The sequence below is a fragment of the Cribrihabitans pelagius genome (assembly GCF_048820915.1).
GTDB classification, from domain to species: domain Bacteria; phylum Pseudomonadota; class Alphaproteobacteria; order Rhodobacterales; family Rhodobacteraceae; genus Cribrihabitans_A; species Cribrihabitans_A pelagius.
Genome location: NZ_JBMERR010000013.1, coordinates 107,112 through 130,383 on the forward strand (window position 1 = coordinate 107,112; position 23,272 = coordinate 130,383).

Below are 23,272 nucleotides of genomic sequence, written 5' to 3' on the forward strand. Positions count from 1 at the left end.
TGGTGCGATGCTGGAGATCTCGGCCCGCAAAGTGGCGCAGGTGGCGATGATGGCGCGCGAGCTGCGCCGCGCCGAGGGTGAGCTGCGCGCCTTCATCAACCGGATGGGAGAGGATCAGCAGGCAGAGCTGGTGGCCATCATGTGGATCGGCCGCGGCAGCTTCGAGGCGGAGGAACTGGCGGAGGCGGTGGAGACCGCCAAGCAGGAGGCCACAACTCCGACCGCCGACTACCTGATCGGCACCCCGCATCTGGCGGACAACCTGGAAGCCGGGCTGGAGGCGCTGGGCGTCGATGTGCAGGACGTCGAGGACGACGTGATTGGCCGCTGATGGACCGTCGGCGGGCTTTGGATTCGGTTCCGGCGGGACTGCCTGTCGGCTCCCGTTGCTGCGGCCCTGCATGCAATTCTTCATTTGAATACGGGCGTTTGCGCCGCCTCAAAAAGGGGCTGCGTGAAGTCCAGGCGCATTTGCGGTTCGTGGTGCAGCGGACTGGCGGATATCTTGCGGGCCAAAGGATATGACGGTGTGAAGGCCGCGAAGAAATCTCTGCGGGATTCACATGCGGCCTGGCGGCGTCCATTTCCATGACCGCTTTGCGGGACATTTCGGACTTCTGCCCGTGCGGCTTTTGCTTGCGCAGAAAATGCTCGCGGGCGCGGCATGGTTCTCGCTGTGAAGCAGCATTCGCCGCCACGGCCAGAAAGCTCGCCGTGATCCTGGCGCGCCTCTGGCGGGACGGGACAGTGTTCGCCTGAACCAGGGAGGAGTTGCCCGCATGATTTGAGACACCGAGTTCCGCGACACTGCGGATCCAGGTCCCGTCGGGACGGAAGCCGGATGACCTCGCTGTCGAATGTCGATGCGCCCTTCGGGCGACCTCGCAGCGGACCAAAGGAGGCGTCCCGTCACCGGCGCCATTAGGGGGCGGTATGACCGACCCCGGAGAGAACCATGAGCCCGATGCGACCCAAGTCCGCCCTTGAATTCGATACCGCAGATAGAGAACACTCGCATTGGAGGTTTGCCGACCTATTGAAAGCGAGACGCCGACCATTTGAACGTTTCCAGCGGGCTGTAAAGCCTGTCTGGAGTTCACCCCGTTATTGGTCCGGGCTTCATGCGACCTTTCGGGTTTGGTTCAGTTGGGCCGCAAATGCGCTCGGCGTCAAGTTCCCGAGTGAGGAATGCGGCCTGGTTTCGTTGTATTCGGTCCTCCGATCGGTGATCCGAGTACGTGCGTCGTCCATGGACAGGAACCATGCGGCGTTCAGATGGCGTAATCGGGGCTCTGTCCCCGGGATCGCCGGTAGTCTTCCTGCCGGTAAGTCCATGACCGGGAGAACGACCATGACCAAAGTACTGTTCGGGGGACTTGATGTCTCGCTTGAATTGACCAGCGTTTGCGTTGTTGATGCTGACGGCAGATTGGTCCTTGAGGCAAAGGCGGCTTCGGACCCTGCCGACATTAGGCTCTGGACTCATTGATTTGGTTGCAGCCGCCGCGCCGGGCTGATTCAAGCTCCTGAACTTCAGGAGGCGTGATGAGCAGCTTGTTTTGGCTGACCGACGAGCAAATGGCGCGGTTGAGACCGTACTTTCCGAAAAGCCATGGTAGGCCGCGTGCGGATGACCGGCGTGTGTTGAGTGGAATTATCTTCATCAATCGCAACGGTTTGCGTTGGTCAGATCCTCCGAGAGAGTATGGCCCGCCGAAGACGCTCTACAACCGCTGGAAGCGATGGAGCGACAAGGGCGTGTTTGCGCGGATGATGGCAGGACCGGCTGCCGAGCACGCGGATTACAAGGCAGTCATGATTGACGCGACCTATCTGAAGGCCCACCGCACGGCGTCCAGCCTGGCGGTGAAAAAGGGGGGCGTGGACGCCTGATCCCTTGCCCGGCAGGGCATTGCGCAGCAATGTCCCGAGAGGGGGCGAACCAAGGGCGGCATGAATACCAAGCTGCATGCGTTACAGATGCCTCTGGCCGTCCGATCCGGTTCTTCATGACCGCCGGTCAGGTCAGTGACGACACGGGAGCCAGGGCGCTCCTGAGGAGCTTTCCCGCCGCCGATTGGATGATTGCTGACCGGGGCTACAACGCCGACTGGTTCCGGAATGCATTGAAAGACAAAGGGATACGTCCTTGCATCCCGGGCAGGAAGTCGCGTGACAAACCCGTTCGATACGACAAGCGCAGATAGCAGATACAAGCGACGCAACCGCATCGAGATCATGTTCGGCCGATTGAAGGACTGGCGGCGTGTCTCAACCCGTTACGACAGATGCCCGAAGGTCTTCCTCTCAGCCATCGCGCTCGCCGCCGCCGTCATCTTCTGGCTCTGAAATTCAATGAGTCTGGAGCCTGGACGAAGTCGGTCTTCTTGTAGATATCCCGCGGGCAGAGGCCGGTGAATTCGCTAATCTTCGAGATCGGACTGCCATTCGCGATCATGCAGAGAACGGCCCTGTTGGCGCTGCTGCGGTGCTGGCCCCTGATCCTCGAACCACTCGGGAACGATGTCAGGCAGCTCTTGCATTTCCATCGCTGGACGCCCTTTGCCGTGCGCCCGGATTTCCGATAGAGCCCCGGATTGTCCTCAAGGCGTTTCCTGTGGTTCTCGCAGCCCTCGTTCGAGCCGCAGTCCCGCGGAGCCTCCGCTTGGAACCGACTACGAAGGCGGCGATATTCGCCGACCGCGGCAGCATTGTTTTTGACGATCGAGCTTTGACCGCAAGCGCCGCAGTGAAAGGTTTCTTCGTCCCCGGAGCCGCTGACTTTACCACGAGGTTGGTTCGATTTGACTTTCCGGAAAAAATTTTCCTTTCTTCTTGAAAGGATCTGGCGGCTCCATGAAGAGACCGCACTGAGGGTTCCGGCAGAAGTTGACGTCGATCCCGTGACACCGCATCGGCGGACGACGTTCTCCCTCTAGCGAAGAAATATTCGTGAGCGGGTTCACGCGCCCTCCCTCGGAAAAACCGCATATCGCGGTTGTCGAGGGTAAGATTGGCCAAAATCAGGCCAACCTAAGTTGTTCTGCACCGCGAACCGCAAGGGGCTGGGTGTGGGGGGCTCCCAGGTTCATCCCCTGTGGTCCACCACCGCGAGATGCTGTGCCAGCTTGCCGATCTTCGCCATCCAGTCCCCAACCAGCGCCGGGTCGCTGGGGGCGGCGTGGACGCCGGGGGCAATCTTGCCGTTCATCGCCGCCTCGATCGCGAAGGACACCGGGAAGGAGACCAGCCGCGCCATCGCCGAGCCGCGCGCATCACCCCAGGCGTCCATCACGTAGGACTTGTGCCAGACCGCCTCGCCGTCCTTCTCCGCCTTCAGGCCGACGCAGAGCACCACCCGGTCCGGCTCGCCTTCGTCATAGGCGGTCTCGGCCCAGAACTGGTCCGACATCTCCTTGAGCCGCGCGTCGCCTTCGGCGCCTTCCAGCGTCTCAACCTCGCGGAACACCTCCGCCCAGGCCTCGGACCAGCCGTTGAGGCGCAGGGTGCCGCGGACGAATTCCTTCACCTTCCAGTCTTCGCCGAAATGATACTGCGCCATGAAGGGGAGCGAGTCGCGGTTCGGGTAGACCTCGAAGCTTTCGGGCTGGGGCAGCGGTGCTTCGTAGCTGGAGATCGCATCCCATGGCCGTGCCACGTCCAGCGGCTGGAAATCGCGGATGGAGCGCGAGGGCGAGCGCAGCGCTTTCAGCACGCCCAAGGGCGACCAGCTGAACTTGTAACGGAACGGGTTCGGGGTTTTCGGAATGCCGCCGCAGTAGGAGATGAAGCTGATCTCGTTTTCCGCGTCAAAGGCTGCGGAGGCCTTGTATTCATCCACCAGCGCATGCGCCATCAGGTGATCGATGCCAGGGTCGAGGCCGACCTCGTTGACCAGGCAGACGCCCGCGTCCTTCGCCTTCTGGTCCAGCGCGCGCATCTCCGGCGCGATGTAGGAAGAGGAGACGAAATGCGCGCCATGTTCGATGGCCAGCTCGGCCAGCGGCACGTGCCAGTCGCCGGGCAGCATCGAGACGACCACGTCCTTGGGGCTGAGCATCTGGCCGAGGTTGGCGAGGCTGAAGGTGTGGATGTTGGTGGTGAGATCGCCCACCGCCTCGCGCGCCTTCCCGGGTGTGCGGTTCCAGACCGCGACGTCATGGCCGGCCTCAAGCAGACGCCGCAGGCCGGGGATTGCGGAGAGGCCGGTGCCGCACCAGTGAATTGTCATGAAGTCTACTCCCTTATCCGAATTTCAGTTTGGCCGCGACGATCGCCAGAACGGCAGTCACGGCGCAGATGTTCGCCAGGATCAGCGGCCAGTCGCCGAGCATAAGCCCATAGGCCAGCCACAGGGTGACCGTGGCCAGGAACATCAGGTTAGAGGGCAATGACAGCCCGGCGGTGTCACGGCTGGCCCAGGCTTTCCAGGCCTGGGGGATCCAGCAGACCGTGCCGAGGAATGCTGCGAAGTAGCCGACGTAAGGCGCGATCATTCAGCTGTGTGCTCCAAGGTGGCGGCGCGGGCCGGGGATGCCGGAGAGGCCGGTGCCGCAGCGGTGAAGTGTCATTTTTTGTCTTCGTAAGCCGTCGTGTTTGCGGGAGCGCTGGCAGTTCAGGTGTCCCCCTGCCGGCAGGCCGGGCGGGCGCTGTCCTTACCGCGTTACGGCAGGTGCTGTTCGAATACTGTTCTGGCCCGGCCCCAGACGCCGCTCTCCAGATCGGTGAGCGTCAGCAGCGAAGGCAGGAGCTGGGCGGCGTAGTCCTCGGAGCTTTCGACCGGCAGCATCGAGGGCAGGTTGTCGATTGCCATCACGTCGAGCACCGGGTTGTCCGCGACGCGCAGGGCGGGATGCTCCCAGGTGGTGGCGCGATCGTAGACCGGCACCGGGTTGTAGTCGCTGTCGGGATCGCAGGCGACATCGCCGATCACGCTGAGCGCGCGGGGCATGGCCAGGGTTTCACGGGGAACAAATACCGGCGTGCCGGGGCGCGCGAAGATGCAGTTGAGAAACAGCCCGTGCTCTAGGATCTCCGGGAAGGGGCCGCCGCGGGCGGTCTCTGCCATGTCCCACTTGGTGGTCTGAACCCCTGTCGCTTCGCAGAGGTCGGCAGCACCCTGGCCGACCCGGCCGAGCGCGCCGATCACGATGGCGGAGGGGCGGGCCTTGTCCAGCGCGTCCAGCTCGGCGCCCAGCTCGGTCAGGAGCGCATCCTTGCCGGGGTAGATGCCGACCGGGCCGCAGATCTCGCCGCGCTGCTGGGCAGCCCAGCACTTGAGTGCGACGGCGGCCCCGGCATAGCCCGCCCAATAGCCGAAGGCAGCGACCCGGCGGCCGTCTTTGTCTACCAGGTACTCAAGATCGTAAAGCGAGCCGCCGCCCGCCTTGAACCGCTTCAGCAGCGCCTGGCCGGAGCGCTGGCCCTTGAAGGCATGGCCGAACATGATGTGGCGGTGCCTGAGCGGGGTGCCGTCTTCGGGCAGCTCCTTCAGGCCAAATATGATGGCGTCCGCCGGGGCTTCGGCCCAGGAATTCTCGGGCGCAATTTCGCAGCCTGCATCAATGTAGCCCTGCAGCGGGATCGCCCGGACCGAGCTCTCCTCCACCGTGACCTTGATGCCGCCTGACAAGAGCGCCCGGGCGCCCTCCGGGGTCAGGCCCGCGCGTTCTTCATTGGGGCGCTGTTCGGCCCGTACCCACAGATGCGTCATCGTCTTCCTCTTCCCTCAGATCATTTCCCGGGCCTGCAGGCGCTGCATCGAGGCGCGGGCCTGCATCGCTGCCATGAACTCCGCGATGCGGGGGTAATCCTCAACCTTCACCCCGTCGCCGTCCAGCCAGGTGCAGACCACATACAGGTAGCAGTCGGCAAGGCTGAGCTCCTCGCCCAGCACAAACGGTCCGCGCAGCCCGTATTGGCTGATGTAGGCGCAGGAGGCCGCCATGGTCTTGGGCACCTGGGCCTGCATGTCCTTCCAGCTCGCGCGTTCCCTGGCCCAGCGGGCGCCGCGCAGGCGGTGGGCGTGGTTCACATGCATGGTGGAGGCAAGGTAATACATCACTTCCCGCATCCGGGCACAGAGCAGCGGATCGGCGGGGCGCAGCCCGGCCTCTGGCGCCAGGTCGGCGATATAGTCCAGCAGCGCGCCGGTCTCGGTCAGGATGCCGCCCTCCACCGCGAGCGCGGGCACCCGGCCCTTGGGGTTGATCTGGGCGTAGGCGGAACTGGCCTGTTCCTTGGCGGCGAAATCTATCTTCACGGCCTCGTATTCCAGCCCGGCCTCCTCCAGCGCAAGCGCCACGGCCACGGAGATGGTGCCGGGAGCGTAGTAGAGCTGCATGTGGTGTCCTCCCTGTATGTTCTGCCGGCGCCGCGCCGTTCAAAGATGGGTCTGAGCGAAGTGGCGGTCGGGGGCGTCCAGATGCGGCACCGCGTTGAACAGCACCGGACTCAGCTGGCCGCCAATCGGGAACAGCCGGTGCATCGACGTGTTCATAATCGCCAGCGCCAGCCGCGCCATGCCGCCGGTGTCCAGGCCCATCGCCTGCCGCATCGCCATGGCAATCAGCCCGCCCGACGTAATGACCAGCGCCGGAACGTCGCCCTCCGAAATCTCCTTGAGCGCAGCTTGCGTGCGGGTCTCGAACGCGGGCCAGGTTTCGTAAGGATCCCGGATGCGGCCCTGCGACCAGGCCTCAAAAACCTGCGGCAGATGCGCGGCAAAGCCTTCGCGTTCCTCGGGGATGGGCAGCCCATGCTGGTCCTGCATCGCCTGGGCGAGGGTGAAATACTCCATTTCGTTCAGCCGGGCATCCTGGACAGCTTCCGCATAGCCCATGGAGCGGGCGGTCTCCACGTGGCGGGAGAGGGTGCCGCAGTAAACGCGGGAGTAGCGGCTGCCGCTGTCGCGCAGATGCGCGCCAAGCCAAGCCGCCTGCTGGTGGCCGAGGTCGCTGAGCCGGTCGTAGCTTGCCTCGTCGCGGGCTTCGGTATTGGCCTGGCCGTGGCGGATCAGCGTGATGTGGGTCATGCGTGCGGCGTCCTACTGTTTCGGCGCCAAGTCTTAAGGGAGGTTCCGGGCGGAGGGAAGGGAGCATGGTCCGGCGGGCGCGGCCGGGCGGAAAATCCGGGTTGAGGCACCGGTGCGCGCGGCGCAGAGTGGCGCTGTCAGAACGGAGGTTTCGCGATGTCTTTTAACCCGTCTCTCAACCCAGAGCGGTTTCTTGAGGATCTGCACCAGCTGCGCAGCTTCGGCGCGGCGGGCGTGGGCAAGGGCGTGGTGCGGCAGGCCTATTCCGAGGCCGATATTGCCGCGCGGCAGTGGCTGGCGGGGCGCATGGAAGACGCAGGGCTGGAGGTGCATCTCGACCCGCTGGGCAACCTCTTTGGTCTCGGGGGCGAACGCTCCCTGCTTCTGGGCTCGCACAGCGACAGCCAGCCCGAGGGCGGCTGGCTTGACGGTGCGCTGGGCGTGATTGCCGGGCTGGAGGTCGCCCGCGCCGCAAGGGAGGCAGGCGGGCCGCCGGTCTCCTGCGTCAGCTTCCAGGACGAGGAGGGCCGCTTTGGCGTGCTCACCGGCTCGGAGGTCTGGACCGGCAAGCTGCCGCTGGCGGAGGCCGATGCGTTTTCTGACAGCAGCGGCGCCACCCTGGCCGCGGCGCGGGCGGGGATGCCGGGGCGGGCAGAGGGTTTTCTGCCGCCGGAGCGTTTCAGCGGGTTCCTGGAGATGCATATCGAGCAGGGCCCGGCGCTGGACGAAAGCGGCGAGCGGCTGGGCGTGGTGAGCGATATCGTTGGCATCCGCGACATGCGGATTGCCTTCGAGGGCCGCCAGAACCATGCGGGCACTACCCCGATGCATTTGCGCCGCGATGCGTTTCAGGCGCTGTCGGCTTTCAGCACGGAGCTGAACCGGCGCTTTGCGGATTTGGTGACGCCGGCGACGGTCTGGACCATCGGCCATGTGGCGCTGCACCCCAATGCGGCCTCTGTGGTGCCGGGCCGGGTGGTGTTTTCGATGCAGTGGCGTGACGGCGATGCGGCACGGCTGGCGCGGATGGAGGCGGTGATTGCGGAGACGGCCGGAGAGGTTGCCGCGCAATATGGCATCACCGCGGAACTTGGGCCGGTGATGGGGATCGAACCGGCGGCGATGGACGCGCGCTTCCAGGCGCAACTCAGCGCGGCGGCGGAGGCGCTGGCGCCGGGGAAATGGCGCAAGATGCCCTCGGGCGCGCTGCATGATGCGGCCAATCTGGCGCGGGTAATGCCGGCGGGGATGCTGTTTGTGCCGTCGATCGGCGGCATCAGCCATGCCTTTGACGAGGACACCGGCGAGGACGATCTGGTGCTGGGGCTGAAGGTGCTGGACCAGGCAGCGCGGGCGCTGGCGGGGTGATGCTGGCAGGGTGACGGGTCCGGCGGAAGCTGTCGCGCGCTCGGACTGCGGGGCGCTCCCGCCTGTTCCGGGGCATTCACGGAATGCCCCGTCCCCGTTGGGCCGGGCGCCGCTGGCGCGGCGCGGCCTCAGGCGCGTCCGTAGCCCCGCCTCAGCATCCGGTCGCGATGCCGGTCGGCGGCGAGGGACGCCTCACGCAGGTTGCCGTAGATATTGATGACCGAGTGCCCGTTGCCGCCCGCCATGCCCCATTCGCGCACCACCGAGACCTCGGAAAACAGGTTCATCGCCAGCTCGATCCGGTAGAATCGCGGCGGGTGCGAGGGCGCTTGGCTGTAGAGCAGACAGGTGGCCATGGCGCCGAGTCTAGGCCGGGCGATTCGCTGCGGCAAGCTTTTCTGCGCCCGGACATCGGGCCGGGAGGAGGGAGGCGCCGGAAGGGCTGGCGGGCCGCGGGCGGCTCAGAGCCACTCCACATCGCCGAGGAAGATATAGCCCGCGCCGTAGATCGTTTTGATCAGGCGGGGGTTCTTGGGATCCTCGCGCAGCTTGGTGCGCAGGCGCGAGATGCGCACGTCCATCGCGCGGTCGAAACTGTCGCCTGCCGCGCCGCCCAGAGTTTCTTGCATCTGGGCGCGCGATATCAGCCGCTTGGGGCTTTCCAGGAACAGCCGCAGCACTTCGGCCTCGGCCTGGGAAAAGGGGGTTTCAACACCTGTCTCGTCCTCCAGCACGAAACGGCCGAAATGCGCGGTCCAGCCGGAGAACCGCGCGGTCTCCCCCGAGGGCGCCGCCGCGCGCGGGCCGCCGCGCAGGCGGGCGCGGATGCGGGCCACGACCTCGGTGGGGTCGAAGGGTTTGGTGATGTAGTCATCCGCGCCCAGTTCCAGCCCTGTGACCCGGTCCTGCACCTGGGCGCGGCCGGAGATGATGATGACCGCGGCGCCCTGTTCCAGCGCCAGCCTATGCACCAGCGCCAGCCCGTCGGTGTCGGGCAGCGACAGGTCGACCAGGCAGACGTCCGGCGTCACCCGTTTCAGCGAGGCTTCGAATTCGCGGGCGCGGGAAAAGCTCTGGGTGCGGAAGCCCGCCTCCTCCAGCGTGTCAGTGAGGATGCGGCGGATTTCGGGCTCGTCGTCCAGAATGGTGACCAGGGGTGAAGTCATGCGGCGGGCTCCGGGGTGATCAGCTGCGACAGCTGGCGGGCGGTGAAGGGTTTGCGCAGCACGGGGCCGTATTTCAGGGCCGCGCGGTGCAGCGGATCGGTGGGCGGCAGCGAGGTCATCAGCACGCAAGGCAGCGCGGAGCCTTCCAGCCGGGCGGCGAGATCGACGCCGGTGGCCTCGCCCTCCAGCCGGATGTCGGAGAGCACCAGCGCGATGCCGGGAATATCGGCAGTGAGCGCCGAAGCTTCGTCGACGCTGGTGGCCTCCACCACCGAAAACCCAAGCGAAATCAGCATGTCGCGGAAGGTGGCGCGCAGCTCCTCGCTGTCTTCGGCCAAGAGCGCGATGCCGCCCTGCGCATCGGGCGCGGGGCGGAAGGGGAGGCGCAGGGTGACCGACGCGCCCGAGGGCGTGTTGCCGATGCGGATGTCGCCGCCCGCGGATTTCGCCATGTCGTAGACGGTCGGCAGGCCCAGGCCCGAGCCTTCGCTGCCCTTGGTGGTGAAGAAGGGGTTCAGCGCCTTCTCCAGCGCCTCGGGAGAGAAGCCGGGGCCGGTGTCGCTGACCGTGATCTCGACCCAGGTCTGGCCGATGGCATGGGCGCTGAGGGTGATCTGGCCGCTGGTGCCGCAGGCGTCGCGGGCGTTCAGCAGGAGGTTCAGCAGCGCGTCCTGCAGCTTGCCGCCATCCAGGAGCAGGGTGACGTCCGGCATGTTGTCGAGCACGGAAAGCCCGATCCCCTGCGGCAGGGTGGGTGAGGCGAGGATCTTCAGCTCGGCCAGCAGCGCGTGCATGTCGGTGGCCTGCGGGCGCAACCCGCGCTGGCTGGTCATGCCGGCGATCCGGTTCAGCAGGCGGCCGCCGCGGCGCGCCGCCGAGAGCGTGCCCTGGACCAGCTCCGCCGCTTCGTCCTCCAGCGCCATCTTTTCCAGCTTGCCCTGCATGCCGAGGATGATGGTCAGCAGGTTGGAGAAATCATGTGCCAGCCCGCTGGTCATCTGCGCCGCCATCTCGCGCCGCCTTGCCTGTTGCAGGGCGACACGGGTCTGGGTTTCCTCGGTGATGTCCATCGACAGGATGTAGACGCCGCCCTGCCGGTCCGGGGTGAATGCAACGCGGATGCGGCGGCTGCTGTGGCTTTCGGTGAACTCGAACACCGGGTTGCCGCCCTTGTAGGCGGCCAGCAGATGCGGCTCGATCCGCGCGTAGGCGGCCTCGCCCAGGGCCTCGGCAATGTGCAGGCCGAGAATGTCGGAGGGCCGGCCGGGAAACACGCTGCTGAGACGGCGGTTGGTGAAGGTATAATATCCGTCGCTGTCCAGATGGGCGATATGGGCGGGCATCATTTCGGTGGTGAGGCGGGTGCGGCGCTCGATCTCGGTGAGCTGCCGCTTGGCCTCCTCCAGCTGGATGATGGTGGCGGCGAGCTTGCGGTTAGCGGCCGACAGCTCCTCGGTATGGGCGATCAGCTGTTCGGACATCTCCTCGGAGCGCGCGCGCAACAGCTGCTCGATGCGCTTGGTGCGGGTGATGTCGGTGTAGACGGTGACCCAGCCGCCCTGCGGCAGCGGCGCGCCCTCGATCGAAATCACCTGGCCGTTGGCGCGGCTGCGTTCGAGGTAATGCGGCACGAAAGCGCGGGCGGTCTCCACCCTGGTGCGCACGAAGTCATTGATATCCCCGACCGGGCCGTAATCGCCGCTTTCGGCAATGAATCGGATGGTGTCGTCGAACCGGGCGCCGGGGGTGACCAGCGCATCGGGCAGCGAGAACATCTCCTGAAACCGGCGGTTGCAGACGGCCAGCCGCAGGTCGTTGTCGTAGATCGACAGCGCCTGGGCGATCAGGTTCAGCCCGGCGGTGGTCATGCTGCTGTGTTGTTTGCTGGCTCTGTCCATGCGTCTCCCCCTGTCATGGCTAGCACCGCGCCCGTGCCGGGGCAAACCGCCAAAGGGCCGCAGCGGCCGCCCTCCGCCTGCCCGTGTAACCACCTCTGATAAAGGGCAAAGTTGGCTGTTACAATTCGTAAGATTTGGGAAAACTTCAGGAAAAAGTTGACGGGCTAGCATGTGGACGTCCCTAATCGCGGCCAGAATCGCGTTTAGCGGTCAGTCCGGCGGCACAGCCGGAAAGGGAGGAAAGAATTTTGGCTCAGATGCAGATGGGCGCCGAGGGGATGCAATCCCTGCCGGCGCTGCTTGAACGCAATGCGGCGCAGTTTGGTGATGCTCCGGCCTACCGGGAAAAGGAATTCGGCATCTGGCAATGCTGGACCTGGTCCGAGGCGGCCCAGGAGATCGAGGCACTGGCGCTGGGTCTGATCAACCTAGGTGTGAAGGAAGGCGATTTCGTCGCCATCATTGGCCGCAACCGGCCCTATCTCTACTGGTCGATGGTGGCCGCCCAGGCAGCAGGCGCGATTCCGGTGCCGCTCTACCAGGACGCGGTGGCCGAGGAGATGGCCTATGTGCTGAGCCATTGCGGCGCGCGTTTCGTGATCGTCGGCGATCAGGAGCAGGCCGACAAGGTGATCGAGATCCAGGACCAGCTGCACCAGTTCGAGCACATGATCTATCTCGACCCGCGCGGCATGCGCAAATACGACCACCACCAGCTGCACCAGTTCGCCCGTGTGCAGGAGCAGGGCCTGGCGGCGCGCGACGAGTGGAAAGCCGACCTGGAGGCGCGCAAGGCCAAGCTGACCTATGACAGCACCTGCGTGATGCTCTATACCTCGGGCACCACCGGCAAGCCCAAGGGCGTGGTGCTGTCCAACCGCAATGTGATCGAAAGCGCCAAGAACGCCTGCGAGTTCGACAAGCTGACCCGGAACGAGAACATCCTGTCCTACCTGCCGATGGCCTGGGTGGGGGACTTCATCTTCTCGGTCGGGCAGGCCTACTGGTCCGGTTTCTGCGTGAACTGCCCGGAAAGCCCGGACACGATGATGACCGACCTGCGCGAGATCGGCCCGACTTATTTCTTTGCGCCGCCGCGGGTGTTCGAGACCCAGCTGACCAGCGTCATGATCCGGATGGAGGACGCGGGTGCTCTGAAACGCAAGATGTTCCACCACTACCTGGCCCACGCCAAGAAGGTCGGCGGCCGCATACTCGACGGCAAGCCGGTGAGCTTCGGCGACCGGCTGAAATACGCGATCGGCAACCTGCTGGTCTACGGGCCGCTGAAAGACACGCTGGGCTTTGGCAAGGTGCGCGTGGGTTACACCGCGGGCGAGGCGATCGGGCCGGAGATCTTCGATTTCTACCGCTCGCTCGGCATCAACCTGAAACAGCTTTACGGCCAGACCGAGGCGACGGTTTTCATCACCGTGCAGCCCGACGGCGAGGTGCGCGCCGACACGGTGGGCGTGCCGGCCCCCGATGTGGAGATCAAGATCGGCGACAACGGCGAGATCTACTACCGCTCGCCCGGCACTTTCGTCGAATATTACAAGAACCCGGAATCCACTGCCTCAACCAAGGATGCCGAGGGCTGGGTGGCAACGGGTGATGCCGGCTTCTTCGAGGAAGGCTCGGGCCATCTTCGCATCATCGACCGCGCCAAGGACGTGGGCAAGATGGCGGACGGCTCGATGTTTGCGCCCAAATACGTGGAGAACAAGCTCAAGTTCTACCCCGACATCCTGGAAGCGGTGCTGTTCGGCAATGGCAAGGACCGCTGCGTCGCCTTCATCAACATCGACCTGACCGCGGTCGGCAACTGGGCCGAGCGCAACAATATCGCCTATGCTTCCTATCAGGAGTTGGCGGGCCATCCGCGGGTGCTGGACACCATCCGCGATCATGTCTCGGCGGTGAACCGTTCGGTTGCTGAAGATGACATGCTGTCGGGCTGCCAGGTGCACCGCTTCGTGGTGCTGCATAAGGAGCTCGATGCCGACGACGGCGAGATGACCCGCACCCGAAAGGTGCGCCGCCGCATCGTGGAGGAGAAATTCGCCGACATCATCGCAGCGCTCTACGATGGCTCAGACAAGATCTCGACCACTACGGAAGTCACCTACGAGGACGGCCGCAAAGGCTCGATCAGCGCGACGCTGACCATTGGCGATGCCGAGGTCGTTCCCACGGCGCCGCAAAAGGTGGCCGCGGAATGACTGTCACGCACCGGGGAGCCCGGATAGCCCGGGCAGAGATGCAGGGGCGGGCCTCAGATCAGATCGGGGCTCAGCTCCGGGTTGAAAGCGGTGTGGATCGCCTGCCGGATCTTGAAGATTGCACTCAGGCCATGGGTGCGGGCGCTGATCGCGCTGAGACTTTCGGATTGGGAAAGGCCCATGTCCTTGCACTCAATGGCCATCTTCAGAAGGCAGGTATGCTCGAATTCGCCAAACATAGCAGGGATCTCCTTACTGCTCTTTTTTTTATAGTGTCGCACGAAATGATTAAAATTTCCACGCGGCCCCGCTCCGGAGGTGGAACTTATGCTTGATCAGGCCGAGAGCTATGTGACCGAAGACGGCCGCACCATCGGCCCCGTGGTGATGGAGATGAAGAACATCACGCTGCGCTTTGGCGGGGTGGTGGCGATCAAGGACATCTCCTTTGACATCCGCGAGGGCGAGATCCGCGCGATCATCGGCCCCAACGGCGCCGGCAAATCCTCGATGCTGAACGTGATTTCGGGCTTCTACATCCCGCAGGAGGGCGAGGTTCTGTTCCGCGGCAAGAAGCGGCCGCAGATGAAACCTTATGAGGTGGCGCGCCAGGGCATCGCCCGCACCTTCCAGAACATTGCGCTGTTCGATGGTATGAGCGTTCTCGACAATGTGATGACCGGACGGCTCAACTACATGAAATCAGGGGTGTTTGCCCAGGCGCTGTGGAAGGGCAAGGCCGAGCGCGAGGAGGTCGAGAACCGCGAGCTGGTCGAGAAGATCATCGACTTCCTGGAGATCCAGCACATCCGCAAGACCCCGGTGGCGCGGCTGCCCTACGGGTTGAAGAAACGCGTCGAGCTGGCGCGCGCGCTGGCCGCCGAGCCGAAGCTTCTGCTGCTGGACGAGCCGATGGCCGGCATGAACGTCGAAGAGAAGGAGGATATGTCCCGCTTCATCCTCGACGTGAACGACGAGTTCGGCACCACCATCGCGCTGATCGAGCACGACATGGGCGTGGTGATGGATATCTCCGACCGGGTTGTGGTGATGGACTACGGCAAGAAGATCGGGGACGGCACGCCGGACGAGGTGCGCAACAACCAGGCGGTGATCGACGCCTACCTGGGGGTGGCGCATGACTGAGCAACCGGTGGCAGTAATAGCGGTGGCAAAAATTTTGGAAAATTTTTGGCAAATTCCTTTGAAGGAATTTGCGGGAGGAGAGCGCAATGCCTGAACAACTCGTCTTTGCGATGGAGGTCACGCTCAACGGCTTGATGGCGGGCGTGCTTTATGCGCTGGTCGCGCTGGGCTTCGTGCTGATCTACAAGGCCTCCGGCATCTTCAACTACGCGCAAGGTGTGATGGCGCTGTTTGCCGCAATGACCCTGGTCGGAATCATGCAGGGCCAGGTGCCGTTCTCGCATGTGATCAACGCCATCTTCGGCGGCCATATCACCCATTTCGGCTGGACCGTGCCCTCCTTCGTGGCGATTGTGCTGACTGTCGGCGTGATGGTGCTGCTGGCCTGGCTGGTGCAGGTTCTGGTGATGAAGCACCTGGTGGGGCAGGAGCCGATCATCCTGTTCATGGCCACCATTGGCCTTGCCTATTTCCTGGAAGGCGTGGCCGACCTGATGTGGGGGTCCGAGATCAAGACGCTGGACGTGGGCCTGCCGCAGGGTATCAACCTGTGGATCGACGAGACCACCTTCAACATCTTCGGCTACGGTTTCTTCATCGACAATCTGGACGTTGTGGCGACCGTTATCGCGGCGCTGCTGGTGGCGGGGCTGGTCTGCTTTGCCCAGTATACCAAGCAAGGCCGGGCAATGCGGGCGGTGGCCGATGACCACCAGGCGGCGCTGTCGGTGGGTATCTCGCTCAATTTCATCTGGGTGCTGGTCTGGTCGGTTGCGGGCTTCGTGGCGCTGGTGGCCGGCATCGTCTGGGGCACCAAGTCGGGCGTGCAGTTCTCGCTGTCGCTGATCGCGCTGAAGGCGCTGCCGGTGCTGATGCTGGGCGGCTTCACCTCGATCCCCGGCGCCATTGTCGGCGGGCTGATCATCGGCGTGGGCGAGAAGCTGTTCGAATTCGCGATCGGCCCGATGGTGGGCGGCGCGACCGAGAACTGGTTTGCCTATGTGCTGGCGCTGATCTTCCTGGTGTTCCGCCCGCAGGGCCTGTTCGGCGAGAAGATCATTGAACGCGTCTGAGGCATATACCGCCCTGGCCCGTCCCTTCCCCGTGCGGGGAAGGGTGCAGGGCGGGACCGGAGCTCAGGCTTCGAGCCGCCGGAAGGCCGCGATCACGATTGCCGCCAGCACGGTGACCGCCAGCGTCAGTGCGATGGTCAGATCCCCGATCAGCTGGCCTGCCAAGACAGTCAGCACCCCGGCGCCAAGCAGCCCCATCGCCAGCATGCCCCACAGCCCGGAGGCCGTGGCCGCAGGTGGACGGGGTGCTGCTGCCGCCGTCCCTTGCGGCAGCACGTTGGCCTCCTCGACTGAATTCAGCAGCCTCGCCTTGGCGGCTGCAAACTCCGCCGGAGAAATTTCACCTCGTTTCCGGGCAGCATCCAGCCGCCGGATTTCCTCGAAAATCACGGTCATGTCTTCCACTCACCTTACCCGGGCTCAGAATGGCACGGCGAGTGGGGCGAAATGTGGCAAAACTCAGAAAGCTGAAGCAATGGTTAACGCCGGAGGCGAAAGATGCGTCAGCTGACCGCCATCATAAACGTGATCGCCTGGGCCGGTTTCTGGGCCTTCGGCTACCTCGCCCTCACCGGCGCGGGCTACAGCGAAACGCAGCTGGTGACGGCCGCTCTGCTGGCGGCAGCCGGGTTGATCACCGGTATCATGGCCTGTTTGCGGCTGGTGCGGGCCAGCGGGCAGAGCGGCTATGCCAAGCGCTCCAACCGGATGACGCGGGAGACGCGCGACGCGGCACAGGCCAGATGGGAAGAGGCGCTGTGAGCCGGAACCGCCCTTGCGCCCGCGCAGAACAAGACGAACGCAAGCCATGCGCCGGGGATCACCCCGCGCTGCACAACAAAGGGAGCATCTGACATATGTTCTACCGTGAAGCCGGGGACTTCAAAGTCTCCTATGTCGAGGACAGCCAGACGTTTCCGATCAAGTTCGACCGGGTGCGCTACTATGCGGTACTGGCGGTGGCCTTCGGGATCATTCCTTTCCTGGTCAACGATTACTGGGTGAATGCGATTCTGCTGCCCTTCCTGATCTATTCGATCGCCGCGATCGGGCTGAACATCCTAGTCGGCTATTGCGGCCAGGTGTCGCTGGGCACCGGCGGCTTCATGGCGGTGGGGGCCTATGCCTGCTACAAGCTGATGACGGCTTTCCCGGAAGTCAGCATGTTCATCCACGTGGTGCTGGCGGGCGGCATTACCGCGCTGGTCTGCGTGCTGTTCGGCCTGCCCTCCCTGCGCATCAAGGGGTTCTACCTTGCGGTGGCGACGCTGGCGGCGCAGTTCTTCCTGGTCTGGCTGTTCAACCGGGTGCCGTGGTTCTACAACTACTCGGCCTCGGGCCAGATCAACGCGCCCGAGCGCGATGTCTTCGGCATCGTCATCACCGGCCCTAACGCGCCGGCCTGGGCCACCTACCTGTTCTGCCTGATCTTCCTCACCGTCTGCGCGCTCATCGCCCGCAACCTGACCCGCGGCATGCAGGGCCGCAGCTGGATGGCGATCCGCGACATGGACATCGCAGCCGAGATCATCGGGGTGAACCCGTTGAAGGCGAAGCTGTCGGCCTTTGCGGTCTCGGGCTTCTTTATCGGCATCTCGGGCGCGCTGTTCTTTGCGGTCTACCTCGGGGCCGTCGAAGTCGGCGAGGCCTTCGGCATCAACAAGTCGTTCCTGGTGCTGTTCATGGTGATCATCGGCGGACTGGGCTCGATCTTCGGCTCCTTTGCGGGCGCGGCTTTCCTGGTGCTCTTGCCGGTGGTGCTGAAGGTGGTGGGCGTCGACCTCCTGGGCTGGCCCACCGACATCATGGCGCATTTCCAGCTGGTGATCGTGGGCGCGCTGATCGTCTTCTTCCTGATCGTGGAGCCGCACGGGCTGGCGCAGCTGTGGCGCGTCGCCAAGGAAAAACTGAGACTGTGGCCCTTCCCGCACTGACGCGGGGACGGCAGCGAGACCGGCGGGGAGACGGGCAACACCGCCCCGGCCGGACCACACCATCGGATAAGACCAAGGGAGGATTTAAGCCGATGAAGAAGACACTGACCACATGGACGCTGGGCGCCGCGATGGCCGCCGGAGCGATGGCAACCCCGGCAATGGCGGATCTGGTGTTCCCGGATCTCAGCTACCGCACCGGGCCCTACGCTGCCGGCGGCATCCCGTTTTCGGACGGCTACAACGATTACTTCACCCTGCTGAACGAGCGCGACGGCGGCATCGGCGGCGTCAAGGCCAAGGTGATCGAATGCGAGACCGGCTATAACACCGAAAAAGGTGTGGAATGCTATGAATCCACCAAGGGCCAGGGCGCGCTGGTCTATCAGCCGCTGTCGACCGGCATCACCTACCAGCTGATCCCCAAGGTGACCGCCGACGGCATCCCGCTGCACACTATGGGCTATGGCCGCACCTCGGCCGCCAATGGCGAAGTGTTCAGCCATGTGTTCAACTACCCGGCCAACTACTGGAACGGTGCCTCGGGCGCAGTGAACCACCTGCTGGAGGTGAACGGCGGCGACCTCAGCGGCAAGAAAATCGCGCTGGTCTACCACAACTCCGCCTACGGCAAGGAGCCGATCCGCACGCTGGAGGAGCTCTCCAAGAAACACGGGTTCGAGCTGAGCCTGCTGCCGGTTGATCACCCCGGCCAGGAGCAGAAATCGCAGTGGCTGCAGATCCGCCGCGAGCGTCCCGATCATGTGGTGATGTGGGGCTGGGGCGTGATGAATCAGGTTGCGATCCAGGAAGCCGCTAACATCCGCTTCCCGATGGAGAACTTCATCGGCGTCTGGTGGTCGGGCGCGGAATTCGACGTGGCGCCTGCAGGCGACAAGGCCAATGGCTACAAGGCGCTGACTTTCACAGGTCTGGGCAAGGACTACCCGGTCTATGACGACCTGCAGCAACACGTGGTGGATGCCGGCAAAGCGGCCGGTGCGGGAGACCAGCTGGGCACCGTGCAGTACAACCGCGGCCTCTATGCGGCGATGCTGGCAGCCGAAGCCGCCAAAACCGCGCAGGAAATCCACGGCACGCAGGACATCACCGCTGCGATGATGCGTGACGGCATGGAGGCGCTGGAGATGACCGACGCCAAGATGGAAGCGCTGGGCATGCAGGGCTTCGGCCCCGAGTTCAAGGTCTCCTGCGAGAACCACGGCGGCCCCGGCCTGGTCGGCGTCGTGCAGTGGGATGCCGCGGCCAAGACCTGGAACCCCGTTTCGGACTTCAAGCCGACCGACACCGAGGTGATCGGCAAGCTGATCGACGAAGACTCGGCCGCCTACGCCGCCGAGAACAACATCGAGCCCGGCTGCAAGTAAGCCTTTGGCGCGGTGCCGCGTTGGGCGGCACCGCAGAAAAACCGGCGCGGCGGCCCGCTGCCGCGCCAGCCGGAACCGCCCGGGCAACCGGGACCGCATGAGGACAAGCTTTGATGCTCGACGCAACAACCGAAACCGAGGTGCAGGCGGAAACCCTGCTGGAGGTCAACAATATCGAGGTGATCTACAATCACGTGATCCTCGTGTTGAAAGGCGTCAGCCTGAAGGTGCCCAAAGGCGGCATCACCGCGCTTCTGGGCGGCAACGGCGCTGGCAAGACCACGACACTGAAGGCGGTGTCGAACCTGCTGCATTCCGAACGCGGCGAGGTGACCAAGGGCTCGATCAAGTACCGCGGCCAGAACGTGCACGAAAGCGACCCGGCCGACCTGGTGCGCAAGGGCGTGATCCAGGTGATGGAGGGCCGCCACTGCTTCGAGCACCTGACGGTGGAGGAAAACCTGCTGACCGGCGCCTATACCCGCCGCGACGGCGGCGCCAATGTGCAGGCCGACCTGGAGATGGTTTACAGCTATTTTCCGCGCCTCAAGGAGCGCCGCAAGTCGCAGGCCGGCTATACCTCGGGCGGCGAGCAGCAGATGGTGGCGATGGGCCGCGCGCTGATGTCGCGGCCGGAGACGATCCTGCTGGATGAACCCTCGATGGGCCTGGCGCCGCAGCTGGTCGAGCAGATCTTCGAGATCGTGAAGTCGATCAACGAAAACGAGGGCGTGACCTTCCTGCTGGCCGAGCAGAACACCAATGTGGCGCTGCGATATGCCCACTACGGCTACATCCTGGAATCGGGCCGGGTGGTGATGGACGGCCCCGCCGCCGAACTGCGCGAGAACCCGGATGTGAAGGAATTCTACCTCGGCATGTCGGACGAAGGCCGCAAGAGCTTCCGCGATGTGCGGTCGTACCGCCGCCGCAAGCGGTGGCTGAGCTGATGCGGGATGGAGACGTGATGACCTATTTTGACAAACTCGAAACCCGCAGCGCGGACGAGCGCGCCGCCGATCTGGCCCGCGCCCTGCCGGAACAGATCGCCCGCGCCAAATCGGCGCCTGGTTATGCCGGCCTTTTGGATGGCGCGGACCCGGCCGCGGTGACCTCACCTGAGGCGTTGGCCAGTCTGCCGGTGCTGCGCAAATCCGAACTCGGACGGGCGCAAGCGGCACATCCGCCCTTCGGCGGCTTCACCGTGAAGCCCGCCACCGGCTTTGCCCATATCTTCCAGTCGCCGGGCCCGATCTACGAGCCGGGCGGGGTGGACCGCGACTGGTGGCGCATGGGCCGCTTCCTCAACGCCGCCGGGATCGGTGCGGGCGACGTGGTGCAGAACTGCTTCGGCTACCACCTCACGCCCGCGGGCATGATCTTTGAGAATGGCGCCCGCGCAGTGGGGGCGGCGGTGCTGCCCGCGGGCACCGGTCAGACCGAGCTGCAGGTGACTGCGGCGCGCGACGTGGGCGCCACAGCCTACGCCGGCACGCCAGACTACCTGAAGGTGATCCTCGACAAGGCCGACGCCATGGGGATCGAGCTGGCGTTCTCCAAGGCGGCGGTCGGGGGCGGTGCGCTGTTCCCGTCCCTGCGCCAGGAATATGCCGATCGCGGCATCACCTGCCTGCAGAGCTACGCCACCGCCGACCTCGGCAATATCGCCTACGAATCCCAGGCGATGGAGGGGATGATCGTCGACGAACACGTGATCGTCGAAATCGTCATCCCCGGCACCGGCACCCCGGTGGCACCGGGCGAGGTGGGCGAGGTCGTGGTGACCACGCTGAACCCGGACTATCCGCTGATCCGCTTTGCCACCGGCGATCTGTCGGCGGTGATGCCCGGGGTCTCGCCCTGCGGGCGCACCAACATGCGCATCAAGGGCTGGATGGGCCGCGCCGATCAGACCACCAAGATCAAGGGCATGTTCGTGCGTCCCGAACAGGTGGCGGCGCTGGTCGCCAAGCACGAGGAGATCGTCAAGGCCCGCGTCATCGCCCGCCGCGAAGGCGAGATGGACGCGATGACCGTGCAGATCGAGGCCGAGGGCGGCGACGAGAACGCCTATGCCCGCTCAGTTGCCGAGGTGCTGAAGCTGAAAGGCGCGGTCGAGGTCGTGGCCCCCGGCGCGCTCCCCAAGGATGGGCTTGTGATCGAGGATCAGCGCAGCTACGACTGACGCCGAAGCAGCCGGTTTCGGCGCCGCAGACATACGGGCGCCGCCATGCCGCGGCGCCCGGCTTTGCGTTCAGGGCCCGGGGTGGCGGCGGATGGCCTCCCGGACCCGCCCCGCATTCCTGCTGGAATTCCTGAGCGGTTTGGTCGTAATAGGGAGGGCCTCAGCCGGATGCGGAAGTGATGAGTACAGTTGACGAGCTTGTAGAGTATTCCCCGGAAGGCCGCCGCCGCGGCGGCCGCAGTGGCGGCGGCTTGTTTGCGGTGGTGTCCTGGGCGGTGGCGCTGGCTTGCGTGCTGCCGATGCTGGCGGTGGCGCTGGCCGCGGCCTTGGGCGGAACCGGCACTATCGGCCATCTCGCCGCGACGGTGCTGCCAGGCTATACCGCGACGACACTGGGGCTGGTCGCGCTGGTCGCGGCGGGCACATTTGCGGTAGGCACCGGGGCGGCCTGGCTGGTCACCATGACGCGCTTTCCCGGCGTGCGGCTTCTGGAGGTGGCTTTGGTGCTGCCGCTGGCCTTCCCGGCCTATGTGCTGGCCTATGCCTATACCCACATCCTGGATCACCCGGGCGTAGTGCAATCCAGCTTGCGGGCGGTAACCGGCTGGGGCCCGCGCGACTACTGGTTCCCCGAAATCCGTTCGCTGGGCGGCGCGGCGCTGATGCTGGTGCTGGTGCTTTACCCCTACGTCTACCTCCTGGCCCGCGCCGCCTTCCTGCAGCAGAGCGCAGGCGCCTTCCTGGCAGCGCGCGCGCTGGGCAAGAACGCCTGGCAGGCCTTCGCCATGGTCAGCCTGCCGATGGCGCGGCCCGCGATTGCCTCGGGTGTGCTCCTGGCGGTGATGGAGACCATCGCGGATTTCGGCACCGTCAGCTATTTCGGGGTGCAGACCTTTGCCACCGGCATCTACACCAGCTGGTTCTCCCTTGCCGACCGCGGCGGGGCTGCGCAGCTGGCGCTGTGCCTTCTGGGCTTTGCGCTGGCGCTGGCGGTGCTGGAGCGCAGCAGCCGAGGGCGGGCGAAATACCACCACGCGGGCAAGCAGCACACGCCGATGCCGCCGGCCCGGCTGAGCGGTGCCAAGGCGGCCATTGCCGCCTTCTTCTGCGCCCTGCCTGTAGTGCTGGGATTTTTGCTGCCGGTAGTAATCCTGTTCTCGATGAGCTTTGACTCGGAGCAGAACCTGTTCAGCCGCCGCTACATCGGCTTCACGCTGAATTCGCTCACGCTGGCCGCCGCGGCGGCGATGCTGACGGTGGCGGCGGCGGTCTGCCTTGGCTTCTACCAGCGGCTGAGGCCCGGGCGGCTGGCGTCGGCCGCGGCCTATATGGCGCGTCTCGGCTATGCGGTTCCGGGCGGGGTGATCGCGGTCGGGCTGATCGTGCCCTTCGCGGCCTTCGACAATGCGCTGGACGCCTGGATGCGGGAGAGTTTCGGCATCCGCACCGGGCTGCTGGTGACCGGCTCGATCTGGCTGCTGGTCGCGGCTTATATGGTGCGCTTCCTGGCCGCGGCGCTCGGGGCCTATGAGGGCGGCCAGGCCACGATGCATGCCAATATCGACGCCGCCGCGCGCTCGCTGGGGCAAAGCCCCATGGGCATGTTGCGCAGGGTGCATCTGCCGGTGCTGACGCCAAGCCTGCTGACGGCGCTGCTGATCGTCTTTGTCGATGTGATGAAGGAACTGCCCGCGACGCTGATCATGCGGCCCTTCAACTTCGACACGCTGGCGGTGCAGGCGCACAGGCTGGCGGCGGACGAGCGGCTGGAGGGGGCAGCGGTGCCGTCGCTGGTGATTATGGCGGTGGGGCTATTGCCGGTGATCCTGATCTGCCGCCAGGTGGGGCGGCGCGGCTAG

Annotated in this window: 24 protein-coding genes and 1 pseudogene; 14 read left to right on the top strand and 11 right to left on the bottom strand. The window is 65.0% G+C overall.

Annotation, left to right across the window (positions count from 1 at the left end):
* Nucleotides 1–7 precede the first annotated feature (7 nt).
* Complete coding sequence (locus ACOHX0_RS13010) at nucleotides 8–331, top strand: DUF3775 domain-containing protein (RefSeq protein WP_420677277.1); 324 nt, start codon at nucleotides 8–10, stop codon at nucleotides 329–331.
* 788 nt (nucleotides 332–1,119) lie between these two features.
* Here the strand turns inward: ACOHX0_RS13010 and ACOHX0_RS13015 are convergent.
* Nucleotides 1,120–1,353: an integrase core domain-containing protein gene (locus tag ACOHX0_RS13015; protein ID WP_420677279.1), complete on the bottom strand. Its 234-nt coding sequence runs from the start codon at nucleotides 1,351–1,353 to the stop codon at nucleotides 1,120–1,122.
* On the opposite strand from ACOHX0_RS13015, the gene ACOHX0_RS13020 reads away from it, so the two are divergent.
* The 3 genes and pseudogenes from ACOHX0_RS13020 to ACOHX0_RS13030 all read left to right on the top strand — a co-directional run bounded on the left by ACOHX0_RS13020 (nucleotide 1,352) and on the right by ACOHX0_RS13030 (nucleotide 2,839).
* The gene (locus ACOHX0_RS13020; RefSeq protein ID WP_420677280.1) at nucleotides 1,352–1,489 is read left to right on the top strand and encodes a hypothetical protein; all 138 of its coding nucleotides are present in this window, start codon (nucleotides 1,352–1,354) and stop codon (nucleotides 1,487–1,489) included. The two genes, ACOHX0_RS13015 and ACOHX0_RS13020, sit on opposite strands and share 2 nt — an antisense overlap.
* A 56-nt stretch (nucleotides 1,490–1,545) precedes the next feature.
* Nucleotides 1,546–2,349: pseudogene (locus ACOHX0_RS13025) on the top strand (IS5 family transposase).
* A gap of 316 nt (nucleotides 2,350–2,665) precedes the next feature.
* The gene (locus ACOHX0_RS13030; protein WP_420677282.1) at nucleotides 2,666–2,839 is read left to right on the top strand and encodes a hypothetical protein; all 174 of its coding nucleotides are present in this window, start codon (nucleotides 2,666–2,668) and stop codon (nucleotides 2,837–2,839) included.
* A gap of 249 nt (nucleotides 2,840–3,088) precedes the next feature.
* On the opposite strand, the gene ACOHX0_RS13035 is transcribed toward ACOHX0_RS13030, so the two are convergent.
* The 5 genes from ACOHX0_RS13035 to ACOHX0_RS13055 form a co-directional block, all read right to left on the bottom strand.
* Nucleotides 3,089–4,231, bottom strand: coding sequence for a saccharopine dehydrogenase family protein (locus tag ACOHX0_RS13035; protein ID WP_420677283.1), 1,143 nt, complete (start codon nucleotides 4,229–4,231; stop codon nucleotides 3,089–3,091).
* 13 nt (nucleotides 4,232–4,244) lie between these two features.
* On the bottom strand, nucleotides 4,245–4,496 hold the full coding sequence (locus ACOHX0_RS13040; protein ID WP_420677285.1) for a SemiSWEET family sugar transporter: 252 nt from the start codon (nucleotides 4,494–4,496) through the stop codon (nucleotides 4,245–4,247).
* A gap of 167 nt (nucleotides 4,497–4,663) precedes the next feature.
* Entirely contained in the window at nucleotides 4,664–5,713 is a 1,050-nt protein-coding gene (locus tag ACOHX0_RS13045; RefSeq protein WP_420677286.1) for a saccharopine dehydrogenase, read from the bottom strand.
* A 15-nt stretch (nucleotides 5,714–5,728) separates the two neighbouring features.
* Nucleotides 5,729–6,343 carry a glutathione S-transferase family protein gene (locus tag ACOHX0_RS13050; protein ID WP_420677287.1) on the bottom strand — a complete coding sequence of 205 codons (615 nt, stop codon included), beginning with the start codon at nucleotides 6,341–6,343 and terminating at the stop codon, nucleotides 5,729–5,731.
* A 39-nt stretch (nucleotides 6,344–6,382) separates the two neighbouring features.
* Nucleotides 6,383–7,033, bottom strand: a complete 651-nt coding sequence (locus ACOHX0_RS13055) for a histidine phosphatase family protein (RefSeq protein ID WP_420677289.1) — start codon at nucleotides 7,031–7,033, stop codon at nucleotides 6,383–6,385.
* A 156-nt stretch (nucleotides 7,034–7,189) separates the two neighbouring features.
* Between ACOHX0_RS13055 and ACOHX0_RS13060 the strand changes: the two genes are divergently transcribed.
* Nucleotides 7,190–8,401, top strand: coding sequence for a Zn-dependent hydrolase (locus ACOHX0_RS13060; RefSeq protein WP_420677291.1), 1,212 nt, complete (start codon nucleotides 7,190–7,192; stop codon nucleotides 8,399–8,401).
* A 128-nt stretch (nucleotides 8,402–8,529) separates the two neighbouring features.
* On the opposite strand, the gene ACOHX0_RS13065 is transcribed toward ACOHX0_RS13060, so the two are convergent.
* The 3 genes from ACOHX0_RS13065 to ACOHX0_RS13075 all read right to left on the bottom strand — a co-directional run bounded on the left by ACOHX0_RS13065 (nucleotide 8,530) and on the right by ACOHX0_RS13075 (nucleotide 11,465).
* Nucleotides 8,530–8,757 (bottom strand): WGR domain-containing protein, encoded by a 228-nt coding sequence (locus tag ACOHX0_RS13065; protein ID WP_420677293.1) that lies wholly within the window; start codon nucleotides 8,755–8,757, stop codon nucleotides 8,530–8,532.
* 105 nt (nucleotides 8,758–8,862) lie between these two features.
* Nucleotides 8,863–9,567, bottom strand: a complete 705-nt coding sequence (locus tag ACOHX0_RS13070; RefSeq protein ID WP_420677295.1) for a response regulator transcription factor — start codon at nucleotides 9,565–9,567, stop codon at nucleotides 8,863–8,865.
* Nucleotides 9,564–11,465: a hybrid sensor histidine kinase/response regulator gene (locus ACOHX0_RS13075; RefSeq protein WP_420677297.1), complete on the bottom strand. Its 1,902-nt coding sequence runs from the start codon at nucleotides 11,463–11,465 to the stop codon at nucleotides 9,564–9,566. The genes ACOHX0_RS13070 and ACOHX0_RS13075 overlap by 4 nt, the downstream gene beginning before the upstream one ends.
* Nucleotides 11,466–11,722: 257 nt before the next feature.
* Between ACOHX0_RS13075 and ACOHX0_RS13080 the strand changes: the two genes are divergently transcribed.
* Nucleotides 11,723–13,687: an AMP-binding protein gene (locus tag ACOHX0_RS13080; RefSeq protein ID WP_420677319.1), complete on the top strand. Its 1,965-nt coding sequence runs from the start codon at nucleotides 11,723–11,725 to the stop codon at nucleotides 13,685–13,687.
* A 53-nt stretch (nucleotides 13,688–13,740) separates the two neighbouring features.
* Here the strand turns inward: ACOHX0_RS13080 and ACOHX0_RS13085 are convergent, their stop codons facing one another.
* Nucleotides 13,741–13,926: a hypothetical protein gene (locus ACOHX0_RS13085; RefSeq protein ID WP_420677298.1), complete on the bottom strand. Its 186-nt coding sequence runs from the start codon at nucleotides 13,924–13,926 to the stop codon at nucleotides 13,741–13,743.
* 88 nt (nucleotides 13,927–14,014) lie between these two features.
* On the opposite strand from ACOHX0_RS13085, the gene ACOHX0_RS13090 reads away from it, so the two are divergent.
* Together ACOHX0_RS13090 and ACOHX0_RS13095 are read left to right on the top strand one after the other, a co-directional pair.
* Nucleotides 14,015–14,833 carry an ABC transporter ATP-binding protein gene (locus ACOHX0_RS13090; protein WP_420677299.1) on the top strand — a complete coding sequence of 273 codons (819 nt, stop codon included), beginning with the start codon at nucleotides 14,015–14,017 and terminating at the stop codon, nucleotides 14,831–14,833.
* An 86-nt stretch (nucleotides 14,834–14,919) separates the two neighbouring features.
* Entirely contained in the window at nucleotides 14,920–15,906 is a 987-nt protein-coding gene (locus tag ACOHX0_RS13095; RefSeq protein WP_420677300.1) for a branched-chain amino acid ABC transporter permease, read from the top strand.
* A gap of 63 nt (nucleotides 15,907–15,969) precedes the next feature.
* Here the strand turns inward: ACOHX0_RS13095 and ACOHX0_RS13100 are convergent, their stop codons facing one another.
* Nucleotides 15,970–16,302: an SHOCT domain-containing protein gene (locus ACOHX0_RS13100; RefSeq protein ID WP_420677302.1), complete on the bottom strand. Its 333-nt coding sequence runs from the start codon at nucleotides 16,300–16,302 to the stop codon at nucleotides 15,970–15,972.
* Between the two features lie 102 nt (nucleotides 16,303–16,404).
* Here ACOHX0_RS13100 and ACOHX0_RS13105 point away from each other — a divergent pair, with 102 nt between their 5' ends.
* The 6 genes from ACOHX0_RS13105 (at nucleotide 16,405) to ACOHX0_RS13130 (ending at nucleotide 23,272) form a co-directional block, all read left to right on the top strand.
* The gene (locus ACOHX0_RS13105) at nucleotides 16,405–16,668 is read left to right on the top strand and encodes a hypothetical protein (RefSeq protein WP_420677303.1); all 264 of its coding nucleotides are present in this window, start codon (nucleotides 16,405–16,407) and stop codon (nucleotides 16,666–16,668) included.
* 95 nt (nucleotides 16,669–16,763) lie between these two features.
* The gene (locus tag ACOHX0_RS13110; RefSeq protein WP_420677304.1) at nucleotides 16,764–17,840 is read left to right on the top strand and encodes a branched-chain amino acid ABC transporter permease; all 1,077 of its coding nucleotides are present in this window, start codon (nucleotides 16,764–16,766) and stop codon (nucleotides 17,838–17,840) included.
* Nucleotides 17,841–17,932: 92 nt separating this feature from the next.
* Complete coding sequence (locus ACOHX0_RS13115; RefSeq protein ID WP_420677305.1) at nucleotides 17,933–19,228, top strand: ABC transporter substrate-binding protein; 1,296 nt, start codon at nucleotides 17,933–17,935, stop codon at nucleotides 19,226–19,228.
* Nucleotides 19,229–19,341: 113 nt separating this feature from the next.
* Nucleotides 19,342–20,178 carry an ABC transporter ATP-binding protein gene (locus ACOHX0_RS13120; protein ID WP_420677307.1) on the top strand — a complete coding sequence of 279 codons (837 nt, stop codon included), beginning with the start codon at nucleotides 19,342–19,344 and terminating at the stop codon, nucleotides 20,176–20,178.
* 17 nt (nucleotides 20,179–20,195) lie between these two features.
* A complete protein-coding gene (locus tag ACOHX0_RS13125) occupies nucleotides 20,196–21,413 on the top strand; it encodes a phenylacetate--CoA ligase family protein (protein WP_420677309.1) in 1,218 nt (405 codons plus the stop codon).
* Between the two features lie 179 nt (nucleotides 21,414–21,592).
* A complete protein-coding gene (locus ACOHX0_RS13130) occupies nucleotides 21,593–23,272 on the top strand; it encodes an ABC transporter permease (protein ID WP_420677310.1) in 1,680 nt (559 codons plus the stop codon).